Origin of the sequence: Tessaracoccus defluvii, assembly GCF_014489575.1 — a bacterium.
GTDB lineage: Bacteria > Actinomycetota > Actinomycetes > Propionibacteriales > Propionibacteriaceae > Arachnia > Arachnia defluvii.
In genome coordinates this window covers 3,334,383-3,348,527 of the sequence record NZ_CP060789.1, presented here as the reverse complement: position 1 = coordinate 3,348,527, position 14,145 = coordinate 3,334,383, and the positions used below count along the sequence as shown (strand labels likewise).

The window sequence follows — 14,145 nt, the reverse complement described above, 5'->3', positions numbered from 1 at the left end:
GATCACATGTCGTCACTGAATCGCACTGTCGGGCTGATCGTGCTGCTCGTCATGGGGCCACGGAAGCCGGACGAGCGGGGCCTCAGCCAGAGCACGGAGAACGCCATCCTGCTGGCCGGGGCCGCGGCCATCGCCGTCGTCATCGTCACGGCGATCACCCTCTACGTCACTGACCGGCTGCCCCGGTGACATGACCGGGGCGGATCGGGGACGGCGATGAGGGCCCTGCGCGCCCTCGGGGCGCTGCTGCTGCTGGGCGTGTTGCTGCTCGGTGTGCCGTGGTTCCTCGCCCGGTTCACCGAGCCGGGCTATCTGCTCGAGGCCGACTGGCGCACAGCCCTCACCGTGGCTCTGGAGAGCCGGCTGCTGCTGGCGCTGCTCGGTGCGGTCGCCTGGCTGGCGTGGGGATGGTTGGCGCTGACGGTGATCGCTGAGGCGATCTCGCTCGCCAGCCGGGCGCGGATCCGGATCCGCGTCCCGGGCACGGCCTGGGCACGGCCGGCGGTGGCCGCCCTGATCCTCGCTGCCGTCGCGGCGCCGCAGGCGACGGTGGCCGTCGCCGATCCGGTCGACATCGCGGCCCCTCCCCCAGAGGGAGTCTCCTCTGCCGTCGTCACGGCCACCCCGGTGCAGGCCTCCGCCGACGGGGCACGCCGGTACGTGGTGCAGCCGGGCGACGAGTTGTGGTCCGTCGCCGAGGCAGAACTCGGCGCCGGCGAGCGCTGGCGGGTCATCGCCGATCTCAATCCGGGGCTCGACGTCAACGCCCGGCTCGAACCGGGCAGCACGCTACGGCTTCCCGAGGCTGCTCCGGCACCCGCCCCCACCGATCAGGTGGTCGTCGTCCAGCGTGGCGACACCCTGTGGGATCTGGCCGACAGCGAGTTGGGCGATCCGACCCGTTGGCCGGAGATCTTCGAGCTGAACCGCGACCAGATCGCCGATCCCGACGAAATCGACACCGGCTGGGTCCTCGCCCTCCCCGCCGACGCGGCCACCCCCGCGGGGCCGGTGCCCGCCGCCGCCCCGGAGCCGCCGCCTGCTCCGGTCGCCGCCCCGCCCGGCCTGCCGACCTCCCCGCCCGGCCTGCCGACCTCCCCGACCGACCTCCAGCCCGGTACTCCCCCCACCGTGCCCGCGCCACCCACGACGCCCGCACCGCCGACGGCGACGCCGGCCGTCGCGACGGCGCGACCGGACCCCGCCGGCCAGGTGTCGCAGCCCGACGTGCAGACCGGCTCGGCGGACCTCGCCCCCGTCGGTGCGGCTGCCGCCGTCGGCTCGCTCCTGGCCGGTGGCGTGATCGGCGTCGTCGCCACCCGGCGACGCGCACAGTTGCTCGCCCGCGCCATCGGCAGGCGGCTCATTCCGGCATCGCCGCGCACCGCCGCGTTCTGGACCGCACTGGCCCGGCGGGCCGAGGACGACGACCAGCAGGTCCCGGAGGACGCCACCCCGACCACCGTGGTCGTCGGCTGGGAAGGGGAGACGCCCGTCACGGTCGATCTCGAGGCCCGCCGGCTCACCCTCGCCACCGGCCCGCGCGCCGCCGAACTGCTGGGCGCGACGATCACGACACTCGCGTGCGCCCCCTGGGCCGACACCGTCGAGTTGGTCGTGGTGGGCGACCCGGCGTGGGCGAACGCCCTGGACGATCCCCGTGTGTCCGGCCTGCCCGACGCGGACGCAGGGCTCCGGCACCTGCTGCGGACCTGCTCGGAGCGGCGCCTGGCGCTCGGGGCCGACACCCTCGCCTCACGCCGTCGCGGTCCGGAGGGCGACGCCTGGCACGGCGTCGTCTACGTGTTCGCTTCGCTGACTGCGGCCGAACTCGACGGCGTGGGTGACGCGCTCGCCCTGGGCGAGGTCGGCGTCGCCGTCCTCGGCCGCACGGCCGCGCCGCCCCACCTGCCCGCAGCCGTCATCCGGGTGGACGACGACACGGCCACCCTCGACGGCCGGACGTTCGCACCGCAACTGCTCCCGGATCCGGCCCGCCACGCGCTGCTTGATCTGTTCGCCGTCACCGGCTCGCTCGACACCGAGGCCGCGCCCTGGTGGCACCGCCCGGCGATGCCGCCCAACGTGCTCCCCCTCACCCGCAGCGTGCCATCCGAGGAGCGCCCGATGCCACCACCGAACGCCGTCCCCGTCCATCCGACGCTGCTGCTGCTCGGGGAGGTCGAGCTCCTCGCCACCGCCGGCGACGAACCCAACCGCGCCACCGGCCAGTGCATGGAGTACTGCGCCTGGCTGCTGGCCAACCCGGGATCCACCGCCGCGACCATGACCGACGACCTCCTGGTCGCCGAGACCACCCGCCGCTCCAACATGAGCCGGCTCCGCACCTGGCTCGGCACCGCCGACGACGGGGTCGCCTACCTGCCGGACGCCTACTCCGGCCGCATCCGCCTCGATCCGCGGGTCTCCTCCGACTGGGAGCAGTTCCAGGCGCTCCTGGCCGGCGGGGTGAACGTGGCGACGGGTGCCTCGCTGCGGGAGGCACTCCGGCTGGTGCGCGGCGAGCCCTTCGGGAGCCGCGCCTTCCAGTGGCACTGGGCCCACCAGCTGCAGGCCGACATCGTCTCGACGGTGGTCGACGCCGCCTGCGTCCTGGCGGACCGGGCCCTCGAGCACGACGACCAGGAGATGGCCCTGTGGGCGGTGGGTCGGGCGCGGCTCGCGAGCCCCGAGAGCGACCTGCTCGCCGTGCGGGAGATCGACGCCCTCGCAGCGGCCGGTCGACACGACGAGCTGCAGCGCGCCATCGTCGCCCTCAACCGCTCGACGCGATCCACGGGGCGCGACCTGCCGGTCGAGCTGGCCCGCCGGGTCCAGCGGGCGATCCACCTCGGCGTCACCCGGGCGACAGCCGGGCCGTAGAGTCGCCCCACATGCCAGCGCGGCCCCACCCCGATCGGGGTGGGGCCGCGCTGCACGGTTCGCGTGATCAGCTCGCCCTGGTGAAGGCGTCCTTGAACGACATCACCGCGTTGGTCTGCAGCAGCCCGCGGCGGTAGATCCGCACCCCGAACCAGATGGCGACGACCATGAAACCCACCGACACGGCGAGCGCGAGCAGCGCCTCGAGCCAGCCCGCCTCCCCCGTCAACAGCCGGCCCGGCATCATCACCGTGGAGGCGATCGGCACGTAGGAGAGGATCTCGGCGAGGGTGCCCTTCGCCATGATTCCGCCGAAGTAGACCAGCATCACGACCATGGTCAGCGGCGTGGTCGTCTGGTTCAGGTCCTGCACCCGGGTCGCCATGGCGCCCGCACCCGCCCACAGGCAGGCGAGCGAGGCGAAGCCCACGAGGAAGAACAGCGTGAACCAGCCCGCGACCGGGGCGATGAGGGCGATCATCGAGCGGTACTCGCTGAAGGACAGGGCGACCAGCGCTGTGCAGACGAACAGCAGCACCTGCCCGAGCGCCATCAACGTGTTCCCGACCACCTTGCCGACGAGCAGCGAGCGGATCGGGACGGCCGCGGCGAGGATCTCGACGATGCGGGACTCCTTCTCCGTGACGACGCTCTGCGCGATCTGCATGCCGTAGCTGACAGCCGACAGCATGAACAGGATCGAGAAGGCGAAGGTGGCGACGAAGATGGCCATCGCCCCCGATTCGTCGCCGTCGAGGGGCACGACGCTGACGGTGCTGTTGGCCAGCATCGCCGACGGGTCGACGCCCGCCGCCATGGCATTGCTCTCGATCTGGACGGTCCGGACGGCCTCGTTCAGGTCGGGGGTGTCCATCAGTCTCATGACGGCCAGGGTCCACCCCCCGGTCTCGGAGAAGGTCAGCGCCGCGTCGGCCTCGCCGTCGCGCACAGTCTGCTCGACGCTGGCCGGGTCCACCCGGACCGCTTCGACGTTGCGGCCGTCCTGCTGGGCCTGCGCGACGACGGCCGCACCCTGCTCCGAGGTGACGGCAATTCTGGTGGGGTCGCCGGCGCCGGTGCCCATCAGCGTCGAGACGAAGAAGGCGACGACGACGATCGCGATGGTCGACAGCGTCCCCACCCAGAACGCCTTGCTCTGCAGCTGGGAGAGGATCTCGCGCTTCGCGACGATGACCCACGCCGACCGCGGGGACCTCCTCTGCGTGGATGAAGCGGTGGCAGTCATCGGGTGACCTCCCTGTAGTAGTCGCTGAGCGGCCGCACGATCGGGCCGAAGGAGTGGACGGGGCCGCGGCTCAGCGCCTCGGCCAGGGCCGACTGGGCGGCGCCGTCATCGGCGAAGATGATGACGGCCTCCGGGCCGTCGAGGTCGACGACGTGGACGCCGTCCCTTCCACGCAGCCAGCCGAGGTCGCCGCCCGCGACGATGCGGTGCTGCCGGTCGCCGACGTTGCGCAACTGCTCGACGGTGCCGGCGGCCACGACCGTGCCCTTGCTGAGGATGACGATCTGGTCGCAGAGCCGCTCGACGAGATCGAGCTGGTGGGAGGAGAACAGCACCGGCACACCGCGCTTCGTGAACTCGGTGAGGAGCGTGAACATCTCGTCGACGGCCTCCGGGTCGAGGCCGCTGAACGGCTCGTCGAGGATCAGCGCCTTCGGGTCGCCGATCACGGCGCCCGCGATCTGCACCCGCTGCTGGTTGCCCAGCGAGAGCTTCTCGAGCTTGTCCTTCGTCCGGTCGCCGAGGTTGAAGCGGGTCAGGAGCTCCTTCGCCGCGTTCCGCGCGTCGCGGGCGTCCATCCCGTGCAGTTCCCCGAGGAACGCGAGCTGCGGGAGGATCGGCTGCTTCGGGTAGAGGCCCCGCTCCTCCGGCATGTAGCCGAACTCGGCCCGGTCCTGGCGGGTGAGCGGCTGCCCGTTCCACCTCACCTCGCCCGCGGTCGGCGCCAGGACGCCCATGATGATGCGCATCGTCGTCGTCTTTCCCGCACCGTTGCCGCCGACGAAGCCTGTGAAGGCGCCGTCGGGGACGGAGAAGGAGACGTTGTCGAGGGCTGTGAGGTCGCCGAATCTTCTGGTGACGGAGTCGATGTCCAACATGCCATCAAGCCTGGCGGATCAGTGGCCCGCAGCGCATCCGTCGCGCGGAGCATCTTCCGCCCACCGTCTCATCCGATCGGATGAGATGGGTCAGTCGCGCCGGCCGACCAGCGAGTGTTCGTAGGCGAAGATGACGGCCTGGACCCTGTCGCGTACGCCCAGCTTGTTCAGGGTGGCGGAGACGTGCGTCTTCACCGTCGCCTCGCTGACGAAGAGGCGGGCCGCGATCTCCGCATTGCTGTGGCCGGCAGCGATCTCCCGCAGCACCTCCAGTTCCCGCTCCGTCAGACGCTGCACCTCTTCCGGGAGGGTGTCCGCCCGCCTCCCGTTGACGGCCTGGGCGATGACCCTCCGCGTCACCTCGGGGGCGAGCAGGGCCCCGCCCTCGGAGACGGTACGGATGGCCTCCAGCAGTCGCTCCGGTTCGGAGTTCTTCAGGAGGAATCCGGCGGCCCCGGCGTCGAGCGCCTCGAAGAGGTAGTCGTCCCGGTCGAAGGTGGTCAGAATGATCACCTGGGTCGCCCCCACCTCCCGGATCCGACGGGTGGCCTCGAGGCCGCAGAGGCGCGGCATCTCGATGTCCATCAGCATGATGTCCGGGCGGGTCTCGGCCGCGAGGGCGACCGCGGCCTCGCCGTCGCCGGCCTCACCGACGAGTTCGATGTCGTCCTCGATGCTCAGCATCAGTGAAAATGCCCTCCGCACAAGGGACTGGTCGTCGACGAGGGCGACGCGGATCATTCTCCGGCCTTCCGTGGGAGGGTGACGCGGACCCGGTAGCCCCGCGTGGAGCGCGGGCCGATCTCGGCGGTTCCGCCGAGCGCGGCGACCCGCTCGCGGATGCCGACGTGGCCGAGCCCGGTTCCCGTCGTGTGTGGGACGGCGCGGCCGTTGTCGGTGATCTCGAGTTCGATGGACTCGCCGAGCCGCACCACCATGCGGGCCTCGCTCGCCGTCGAGTGTCTCCGCACGTTGGCCAGCGCCTCCTGCGCGATGCGCAGCAGGTGGCTCGCCTGCATCGGGGTCATCGCTGCGGCGAGGGTGGGGTCGCCGACGAGTTGGTAGCCCACCACCAGACCGTTCCCGCTCGTCTCCTCGGCGAGCGAGGCGAGCGCGTCGATGGTCCGGGAGCCGGAGCCGTCCTCGGCGACGTCGCGCAGCGAGCCGAGCATGCCGCGCAACTCGGCGACCGCGTCGCGTGACATGGCCTCGACCTCCTGCATCGCCTGCGCGGCCACGTCGGGCTTCGTGGCCATCGCCCGCCTGGCTGCTCCCGTCTGGACGCCGATCAGTGAGATGTGGTGGGCGACGGAGTCGTGCAGGTCGCGCGCGATGCGGAGCCGCTCGGCGACGACGGCCTGGGCGGCGAGGCGTTCGCCCTGCTCGCGGACGATCCTCTGACTCTCGGCGAGCTCATGGTTGACCTTCGCCTGGAGCCAGGCCTGCCTGCCGAGCCAGATGGCGCCGCCGAAGAAGCCGAGGTTCATGACGGCCGTCCCGATGTAGAACCACAGCGTCGGCTTGAAGTCATCCGGCTGCACGGATCGCGCGTAGCTGTCGGCGACGACGAGCCACACCACCATGGCGAAGAGCACGGCGATGATCGACAGCATCAGGGTGTGCCGCCGCCGGGCATAGGCCATGGCCGTGTAGATGCCGAGGAAGTAGAGGATCTGCATGCTCGCAACGGACACGACGGCGGGCAGCGTGATCCCGAAGACGATGTAGTGCACCCCGCTCGCCAGCAGGAGCACGGCGATGGGGAAGGCCCGTCGGAAGGTGATGAGCAGGCCGGCTGTCGTGATCGCGACGAGTGACCAGCCGATCGGCAGGAACTCGTGCGCGTCGGCGTTGACGTCGCGCAGGTACATGACGACCGACATCGAGATGACGCTGAGCACGAGGGCGATGACCCAGTCGGTCCGCCACGGCCGATCGGGCCGGGCCCGCACGTAGTCGTCGTCGGTCCCGAAGAAGTCGGAGACCCGCTGGGCAATCACGTGGTCACTCTAGCGGGGGCCGTCTGTCACCCGTTCCGGGCGGGCTGGCGGCCGCGGCCCACCTCGTTCGGGTCTCTCGGCTCCACCCCGCCTTGTCCGGCCCGCTCGGCCACGAGCCCAGCGACAGCACCGCCGGAGCCACCTTCGTCGACTCCACACCCTGGCACAGATCGTCCAGCCGCCCCTCGACCGGCCGTCCCTCCCGGACCGAGCGCAGCGCGGGAAGCGCCTGCCGCAGGGCCTCGACCGCCGCCGTCGTGCGCGGATAGGCCCGCTGCAGCCGCACCCGCTCCGGCGTCGCCTGGATCCGCCGTTTGATCGCCTTCAGCTCCAGCCGCAGGTCGCCCAGCACGTCGGCCGCCGCGTCCTGCAACGCAGAGTTCAGCAGCGCCGTCTCCTCCAGCGAATCCCCGACCGCCGTCGTCACCCCGCTGAGTTCCTGCGTGGCTGCCCGCTGGACGGCGCTGGTGAGCCCGTACCGCTCCGCCGCCTCACCCGACCAGCCCTCCAGCGCCTTCAGCTCCTCCAGCTCGGTCATGGCCTCGGTCAGTCGGCCGACGCCGTCGTACCACCTGCCGGCCGCGTCCTGCAGGAGTGACGGCGCCTCCGCCTGCTGCCCGATCTCGTGGGCGAGCCTGTCCACCTTCCCCCAGAGCCTCCCGGCCCGCGCGACGATGCCGCCGCCGTAGTCGGCGATGCGGCGGCCGAGGAGACCGACCGCCACGGTCGGCGCGAACTGGCCGAGCTCCGCCGTGATCCGCGCGGCCTCCGCCTCGTCCTGGGCCCGCAGCACGCTGAGCAGGTATTCGCTGTCCCGCAGGTGCCGGACCAGTCGGGACGCCACATCCGTCGGAAGCAGCACTGGCCGCCGGGCCGCGACAGCGTGCGACTGCACCGCGGCGACGGCATTGCCCACCTGCTCCCGTCGCGCCGCGACGTAGCCGATCCTCATGTTGCCCGCCATCTCACGCCTCCCCTTCCGCCAGCGCCTCGCCCGCAAGGGCCGCGCCGGTCTCCTCATTGGCCAGGTACGCGTCGGCGAGCTTCGCCAACGCGTCACCGACGGCCCGGAACTCTGCGCTGGCGCCCTGCGCCCACGCCGTCGCCTCGGCCCCAGCCCCGGCACGGGCGCCGACTTCAGCAGCCCGTAGGTGTCGGGGACGTCCATCTCGCCGTTGACGCGGACGTGGTCACTCAGCGCGTACCAGCGGTCGGCGGCGCGACGGAGCCGGTCCGGATCGACAGAGAAGTCGCCCGGCGTCGTCGGCCCGCCAGGCACAGCCGGTCCTCCGCCTGCCGGATCGGTGACGCCGGACCCGTCGCCGGCCGGGCCACCCTCCTGGTTCTCCGGTCCGCTGTCGGATCCGGCCGCACCCTCGAGGTCCGGCTCCGGCAGGGAGCCTCCGCCGCCACCGCCGATACTGCCGCCGCCCATCCCGCCGAGGTCACCCGGCTCAGCCTCCGCGGCGCCGGGTCCGGCCGAGGCCGCCGTCGGCGCCTCCAGCAGCTGCATCGCGGCGACCCGCACGCCGGGGGCAGGCTCGGGTGCCGCGGTCGCCGTCGTGGCGCCCAGCCCTCCGGACGGAGCGGCCGCGCCGCCCCCTCCACCTCCTCCGCCCATGCCCATCATCGGCGGCATCATGCCCGGGCCGCCCGCCCCGGCACCCGGCGCCTTGCTCCCGGAGTTGGGGTTGATGGACCCCTCGCGCAGGTCGGCCGCCCCCATCAGGTCGTCGGTCTCGGCGGTGACGCCGGCGAATCGGCTCTGCGCGGCGCGGCGGAACAGGTCGTCCCAGGCCTCCTCAGCGGTGGTCATCACGTCTCCCTCCCCAGGCCCGCCCACGCCCGCCAGGCGGCGCGCAACGCGTCACGCTCCTCGAGCAGGTCGTCGACGTCGTCCTTGACCGGCTCGGCGGGAGCCGACGTCGCCCGCGCGAGCCCCTCCGCCCGCAGCACGTGGGTGACGATGTCGCCGGCCTGGACGTCGTCCAGCCAGTCCTCGTCGAACTCCACCGCGCACGGCTTGCCGCCCTCGTCGAGGTGGACGGTGACCCCCTCGGAGGTGCCGGTCGCGGGCCGGGCGACCAGTTCCGGGGGATCCACGCCGAGAGCGGCATCCAGGCGCCCCTCCAGGTCGTCGGCCGCCTCCCGGAACGCCGCCAGTGTGGTCGCGTTCCAGGGCGGGAGCTGCGCGAGGATCGCCTCCGCCTCACCGCTCAGCCCCAGGGCGCCGGGGGTGCCCGTCTCCGGTTCGTCCTCTGGCTCCTCCTCGGGCAGGTCGGGCACCTCGACGGCGGCCTGCGCCAGCGCCTCCCGGAAGCACGCGGCCAACCGCTCAGGGCTATCGGCCTTGTGGAACCACACCGGCGATACCCGCACGTTGACCAGCCGGGAGTCCTGCACCCAGACGCGCACCACGCTGCCGCGATCGGAGAAGCCTCCGTCGCCGGGCGCGGGGGCGGGTTCCTCGGGATCGTCGGCTCCGAAGCTGGGGGCCGGAAGAGCGTCGTCGAACGCGTCGTCGTCGAAGTACCCGGACATTACTCACCTCGAAGCTTGCTGTGGTGGCCACAGTCAACCACCCGAGGGGGCCGACGGCCCTGGCCCCCTGGGCGCGGGTTCAGCCCCGGCGCACCGTCAGGACCTCGAGACCGGCGTCCGGCACCACGGCGAGGGCCCGCGCCACGGCGTCGTCGATCCACTCGGACCGGTTCCCGAATACCCCGCCGCCCACCCGCGTCAGCAGGACTGTGGCGGAGACGCCGCGGCGGGCGTTGGCGATGGCCGCGAGCAGCGTCGCCTCGTAGGTGGCCTCGAGGACGAGCCGGGCGAACGGCTCCCAGCCCGGGTGATCCGGGTGGTCGGAGTACCGCACGGGCAGCCCGGAGCAGTAGGCCTGACTGACCAGCACCTCACGCTCGGTGACGTCGGTGACCTCCGCGTCCGTGACCAGTCCGATGCGCAGCAGCCCGCGCAGTCGATCGAGATCCTCCTCCCCGAGCCCCGCAAGGTGGTCGGCGATGGCGTCGAGGCCCCCGGACGTGACGAGCGCGTACCCGTTGGACATTGTCCACAGCGACCCGATCGGCCTGTGAGTCGCGGCTGCGAGAGCCGCGCCGAGGTCGGCGAGCCCGTCGAGCTGACGGTCGCTCCGCTGCCCGGGAACACCGTCGACGGGCACCAGGTAGTTGCGGAAGATCGTCGCCGCGCCGGTCGCCAGCGCGCAGGCCGGGCCCTGGGTGTGATCGTGGGCGTAGCCGGTGACCCCGGCCTCCGGCGTGACGGACGGCCCCACCATCTCCAGCAGATTGAACTGGGACGCCGCCTGGATCAGCGCACCCTCGAAGCGGGGATCGCGATGGAGGCCGCGGGCCTCACCGACGACGACGCCCGTGCGGTTCGGTCCCCCCGCCGCGCCACCGGTCGCGTCGCCCCGGGCACGCAGTTCGGCGACCGACACCAGTTCCAGGGTCCCGACCCGGGGGGCCCGGTCGCTGTGCGTCGAGCGGAGGCGGCCGTCGACGACGCTGAGCCGACGCTGCACCTCGTCGTAGCCGACGCGCTCGTCGAATCCGGTGATCGCTGAGAACCAGTCCATGCCAACCTCCGGCCTCACGGTAGCAGCGGAGGCGCATCCGGTTGGCCGGTCAGCGGAGGCGCGTCAGGCGTTGCGGCGGACCATCTCCGCGATCCAGCTGGGCGCGAACGGGGACGTGCAGTTCGGGGGCGTCGGGTAGTCGCGCAGCACCCCGAGACGCTCGCCGATGGCGATGGCCCGCTCCCGCAGCGGCTCGGTGGTGATCCCGATCTGGGCGAGGGTCGAGTTCATCTCCCACTGCTTGCGTTCCGGGGCGTCCGCCATGTCGGCCTCGATGACGTCGAGCAGGGCCGGCAGGTCGAGGAGTTCGGGCCGCTTGACGACGGTGTTGGCGGTCAGGGACCAGCCGGCCGCCTCGACGACGGGATCGGTGTCGGCGAGCCAGCGCACCCGCAGCGCCTCCGCATCGGGGCTCTTGCCCGCCAGGTAGCCGACGAGCCAGTCGATGACCTTCGGGGCCCGGGCCTCGCGCAGCATCGCGTCATATTCGTCGGCGGTCCACGACTTCGGCCGCGAGATGAGGATGGCGAGGAGTCGGGCCGGGGTGACGGCCGTCGCCCAGAGCCGCCGGGCGAGGTCGTCGTTGCGGCCCAGGCGCTTGGCGATGCCGCGCAGCTTCGTGAGGTTGACGCCGTGGTCGTCGCCGCGTTTCTCGTTGATGGCCCGCATCTTCGGATCCTCGAGCGTGGCGAGCTCCGCGAGCAGGTCGGAGACTGTGGTGTCGGTCATGGGTACTCCTTCACGCACCAGCGTAGGCTCCGCTACAGCACTTGCACCGGGTCGGAGGCGAGCCGGCTGAGGATCACCATGTCCACCAGCGCGTCCCCGATGCGTTGCGACGCCCGCGAGACCCCCTCGATCCGGAAACCGGAGCGCAGGGCAACCCCCAGTGACGGGAGGTTGGTCTGGGCGATGCGCACCTCTACGCGGTGGAGCCCCTGGTCGAACGCCCACTGCGTCATCACCGACAGCGCTGTGGTCATCAGCCCACGGCCACGGCCCCACGGCGCCAGCCAGTAGCCCGCCACCGTCGTCCCGACCTTCCAGTTGGTCTCCATCAGCCCGATCATCCCGCTGAGCCGCCCCTGGGACTCGACGGCGCGTTCGATGCCGCGGCCGGACTCCAGCTGGGCGGCGGTGTACTCCACGAACTGGCGTGCGTCCTCGAGGGTGTACGGGACGGGAAGCGGCAGCCACGCCCTGATGTCGACATCGTTGCACGCGTCGCGGATGTCGCCCAGGTCCGCCTCGCCGGGCGGCCGCAGCCGGCCGCGGTCGAAGCCGATGATGTCGTCAGGGAAGCGCTCCATGCCGGAACCCTAGCCGTGCGGGCCCCCGGGGGCTGCCCCGGGGACCCGCCCGACGTCACGCCTGGGGCAGGAGACGCAGTTCGCCGGGCTCCAGCGACAGTTCGCCCAGGCCAGGCAGGGAGGCCATCACCGCATCGCCGGACGCGTTGGCCACGGCGATCGTCGACGAGGCCGGGAAGACGGTCACGTCGACGCGCGGGTCGTCGGCCCGCGGCAGCGTCACGGCGCGGCCCGCCGCCACCTGGACGGCGTTGGCCAGCAGCCGCCGCTGTCCGGCGCTGTTGCTGTCGAGGTTCGCCAGGTAGACGGCGGTGCCGTCGCCGAAGCCGGCGACAGTCACCGTCGGCGCGTCGCCGTGGGCGGCCGCCACCTCGACACCGGCCCTGGTCAGGAAGAGGCCGGTGCCGCGCGGCGCGGGGGCCTCGGCGCCGTCAGCGAGCAGGGCGCTGTCAGACAGCGCGAAGCTGCGCTTCATGACGCGGGCGAGGTCGCCCGGGTCCCGGTCGACGCCGAGCACGTCGGAAAGCTGGAACACCCCGAGCCCGTGGTGGACGGCGGTGGGGTCCTGGATGCCGATGAATCCGCCGCCGGCGGCGACGAAGGTGCGGACCGCGACCTGCAGCGCCGGGTCCAGCCAGGCGTCGCCGCCGCTCCACGCGGTGCCGGCGGGGCCCGCGTTCAGCAGGACGTCGACGCGCGCGGGTACGCCGTTCGCGGCGACGTCGTCGAGACGCAGGAACTCGACCCGGTACGGCTGCCCGGCCAGCGACTCCAACGCATGGTTGAACACCAGGTCGGGGTTCTCGTGCAGGTGCCCGGACGCCGTCCAGGTGCGGAGCGCACCCCAGCTGGTGATCACGCCGACGGTGACCGGCTCGACAGCCGGCTCCCCGGCCAGGTGCAGGTCACGGATCGCGCGGTGCTGGTCGGCCATGTCGGCCACGGCGTCCTGGAACGCGGGGAACGGCTCCGTCAGCGACAGGTAGCCCCCGAGCCCGATGCGGTCGATCCGGGCCCGCAGCATGCCGCGGCGCACCCGCGTCCAGTAGAACTGCAGGTCGTCCTCGGGGCGGCAGCCGGGCGCAAACGTCGGCTTGCCCTCGAGGTCGACGGGGAAGAGGTAGGGGTGCAGCCGCAGCTCGTGCGTCTGAGTGGGCACCCCGGCGCACAGCCGCGCCTCGTAGGCGGAGAACACCGACTTGATGATGCCGTCGAAGCCGAACTCCTCGAAGGAGCCCGAGTACGGCTCGATGCCCACCCACGAGTCGTCGTAGAACACGTAGGCGGCCTTGCCGTGGCGATGCACGACGTCGACGAGACGGGCGCCGAGTTCGCGGACGAACTCCCCGACGAACGCCATCCAGCGCTCGTAGATCGCCGACGGCGGGTTGTGCGTCGACGTGTAGCGGCCGGCGTTGACGAAGTCCTCCGACGTGATGGTCTCGCCTGTCGCCTCCGTGAACTGGCGCAGCGCGAGCGGCGAGACCGTGAAGTCGTACGAGCCCCAGTCGGCGTAGTGGTGCGGCCGGTCGGCCTCCGAGCCCCAGAACCAGGCGAAGTTGTAGAACAGCGACGTGAAGCGGACGACGGTGGTGGCCGGGTTGGCGACGCACCAGGCCTCGAGCCATTCGACGAGGTGCTCGGCCGCCGCCGGGTGACGCGGGTCCACCGACATGAGGCGTTCCTTGTCGCCCCAGTCGTTGGTCACGTGGTTGTACATCGAGATCTCTTCCCACAGCCGGGTGGCCAGGAAGTTGACGGTGTAGCGGTGGCCGGGAAGCGTGCCGGTGATGACGACGCGGTCGCCGTCCAGCTTCCACGCGTCGCGGGAGATCTCCTCGCCGGTCGTCCTGTCGAACACCTGCCAGAACTCGACGCCGTCGGAGGTGTTGAGGCGGAACTGGTCGAGCGAGTACGTCGCGAGCGGGTCGATGACGACCTCGGCTCCGGCGGCGGTGACCGGCTCCGACATCAGGAAGTTCTGCTGCAGCGTGTCCTGGTGCGCCCTGGCCCAGGCGTTGTCCTCGCGGATCAGGCAGACGGTGGAGTAGACGCCCAGCCCGGCGTCGAGGATCTCGGGCGACAGCTTCGTGCCGTCGGAGTCGCGTACGACGTCCGCGCCCCACTTCTCGGCCATGGCGAGGGTGTAGGCCTCGTGGCCGCTCTCGCCCGGAATGGTGAATCCGCCGGAACCCATAGGTCGTCCTCTCAGGGATGGTGTGGTGATGGC

12 protein-coding genes are annotated in these 14,145 nt (G+C 72.1%); 2 read left to right on the top strand and 10 right to left on the bottom strand.

From position 1 onward, the window contains the following. Positions 1-6: 6 nt before the first annotated feature. On the top strand, positions 7-189 hold the full coding sequence (locus tag H9L22_RS15815; RefSeq protein WP_187720742.1) for a hypothetical protein: 183 nt from the start codon (positions 7-9) through the stop codon (positions 187-189). Between the two features lie 27 nt (positions 190-216). Further along, complete coding sequence (locus tag H9L22_RS19880; protein ID WP_187720741.1) at positions 217-2,883, top strand: LysM peptidoglycan-binding domain-containing protein; 2,667 nt, start codon at positions 217-219, stop codon at positions 2,881-2,883. Between the two features lie 67 nt (positions 2,884-2,950). Here H9L22_RS19880 and H9L22_RS15805 read toward each other — a convergent pair whose 3' ends face one another. The 10 genes from H9L22_RS15805 to gnpA form a co-directional block, all read right to left on the bottom strand. Beyond that, positions 2,951-4,129, bottom strand: coding sequence for an ABC transporter permease (locus tag H9L22_RS15805; protein WP_187720740.1), 1,179 nt, complete (start codon positions 4,127-4,129; stop codon positions 2,951-2,953). Then, entirely contained in the window at positions 4,126-5,007 is an 882-nt protein-coding gene (locus tag H9L22_RS15800; protein ID WP_187720739.1) for an ABC transporter ATP-binding protein, read from the bottom strand. The genes H9L22_RS15805 and H9L22_RS15800 overlap by 4 nt, the downstream gene beginning before the upstream one ends. 90 nt (positions 5,008-5,097) lie before the next feature. Continuing rightward, a complete protein-coding gene (locus tag H9L22_RS15795; RefSeq protein ID WP_187720738.1) occupies positions 5,098-5,748 on the bottom strand; it encodes a response regulator in 651 nt (216 codons plus the stop codon). After that, positions 5,745-7,007: a sensor histidine kinase gene (locus H9L22_RS15790; protein ID WP_187720737.1), complete on the bottom strand. Its 1,263-nt coding sequence runs from the start codon at positions 7,005-7,007 to the stop codon at positions 5,745-5,747. The genes H9L22_RS15795 and H9L22_RS15790 overlap by 4 nt, the downstream gene beginning before the upstream one ends. A 4-nt stretch (positions 7,008-7,011) precedes the next feature. Next, positions 7,012-8,823, bottom strand: coding sequence for a hypothetical protein (locus tag H9L22_RS15785; protein WP_187720736.1), 1,812 nt, complete (start codon positions 8,821-8,823; stop codon positions 7,012-7,014). Next, positions 8,823-9,548, bottom strand: coding sequence for a hypothetical protein (locus H9L22_RS15780; protein ID WP_187720735.1), 726 nt, complete (start codon positions 9,546-9,548; stop codon positions 8,823-8,825). Before H9L22_RS15780 ends, H9L22_RS15785 begins: the two co-directional genes overlap by 1 nt. A 79-nt stretch (positions 9,549-9,627) precedes the next feature. After that, complete coding sequence (locus H9L22_RS15775) at positions 9,628-10,605, bottom strand: hypothetical protein (protein WP_187720734.1); 978 nt, start codon at positions 10,603-10,605, stop codon at positions 9,628-9,630. Positions 10,606-10,668: 63 nt separating this feature from the next. Then, a complete protein-coding gene (locus tag H9L22_RS15770; RefSeq protein ID WP_187720733.1) occupies positions 10,669-11,334 on the bottom strand; it encodes a DNA alkylation repair protein in 666 nt (221 codons plus the stop codon). Between the two features lie 32 nt (positions 11,335-11,366). Next, positions 11,367-11,915 (bottom strand): GNAT family N-acetyltransferase, encoded by a 549-nt coding sequence (locus tag H9L22_RS15765; protein ID WP_187720732.1) that lies wholly within the window; start codon positions 11,913-11,915, stop codon positions 11,367-11,369. Between the two features lie 55 nt (positions 11,916-11,970). After that, entirely contained in the window at positions 11,971-14,112 is a 2,142-nt protein-coding gene (gene gnpA / locus H9L22_RS15760) for a 1,3-beta-galactosyl-N-acetylhexosamine phosphorylase (RefSeq protein ID WP_187720731.1), read from the bottom strand. Between the last annotated feature and the right edge of the window lie 33 nt (positions 14,113-14,145).

Excerpts from the sequence above, each read along its gene's own strand:
- H9L22_RS15815 (WP_187720742.1), top strand. The coding sequence starts at position 7 with ATGTCGTCACTGAATCGCACTGTCGGGCTGATCGTGCTGCTCGTCATG.
- H9L22_RS19880 (WP_187720741.1), top strand. The coding sequence starts at position 217 with ATGAGGGCCCTGCGCGCCCTCGGGGCGCTGCTGCTGCTGGGCGTGTTG.
- H9L22_RS15805 (WP_187720740.1), bottom strand. The coding sequence starts at position 4,129 with ATGACTGCCACCGCTTCATCCACGCAGAGGAGGTCCCCGCGGTCGGCG.
- H9L22_RS15800 (WP_187720739.1), bottom strand. The coding sequence starts at position 5,007 with ATGTTGGACATCGACTCCGTCACCAGAAGATTCGGCGACCTCACAGCC.
- H9L22_RS15795 (WP_187720738.1), bottom strand. The coding sequence starts at position 5,748 with ATGATCCGCGTCGCCCTCGTCGACGACCAGTCCCTTGTGCGGAGGGCA.
- H9L22_RS15785 (WP_187720736.1), bottom strand. The coding sequence starts at position 8,823 with ATGACCACCGCTGAGGAGGCCTGGGACGACCTGTTCCGCCGCGCCGCG.
- H9L22_RS15780 (WP_187720735.1), bottom strand. The coding sequence starts at position 9,548 with ATGTCCGGGTACTTCGACGACGACGCGTTCGACGACGCTCTTCCGGCC.
- H9L22_RS15775 (WP_187720734.1), bottom strand. The coding sequence starts at position 10,605 with ATGGACTGGTTCTCAGCGATCACCGGATTCGACGAGCGCGTCGGCTAC.
- H9L22_RS15770 (WP_187720733.1), bottom strand. The coding sequence starts at position 11,334 with ATGACCGACACCACAGTCTCCGACCTGCTCGCGGAGCTCGCCACGCTC.
- H9L22_RS15765 (WP_187720732.1), bottom strand. The coding sequence starts at position 11,915 with ATGGAGCGCTTCCCTGACGACATCATCGGCTTCGACCGCGGCCGGCTG.
- gnpA (WP_187720731.1), bottom strand. The coding sequence starts at position 14,112 with ATGGGTTCCGGCGGATTCACCATTCCGGGCGAGAGCGGCCACGAGGCC.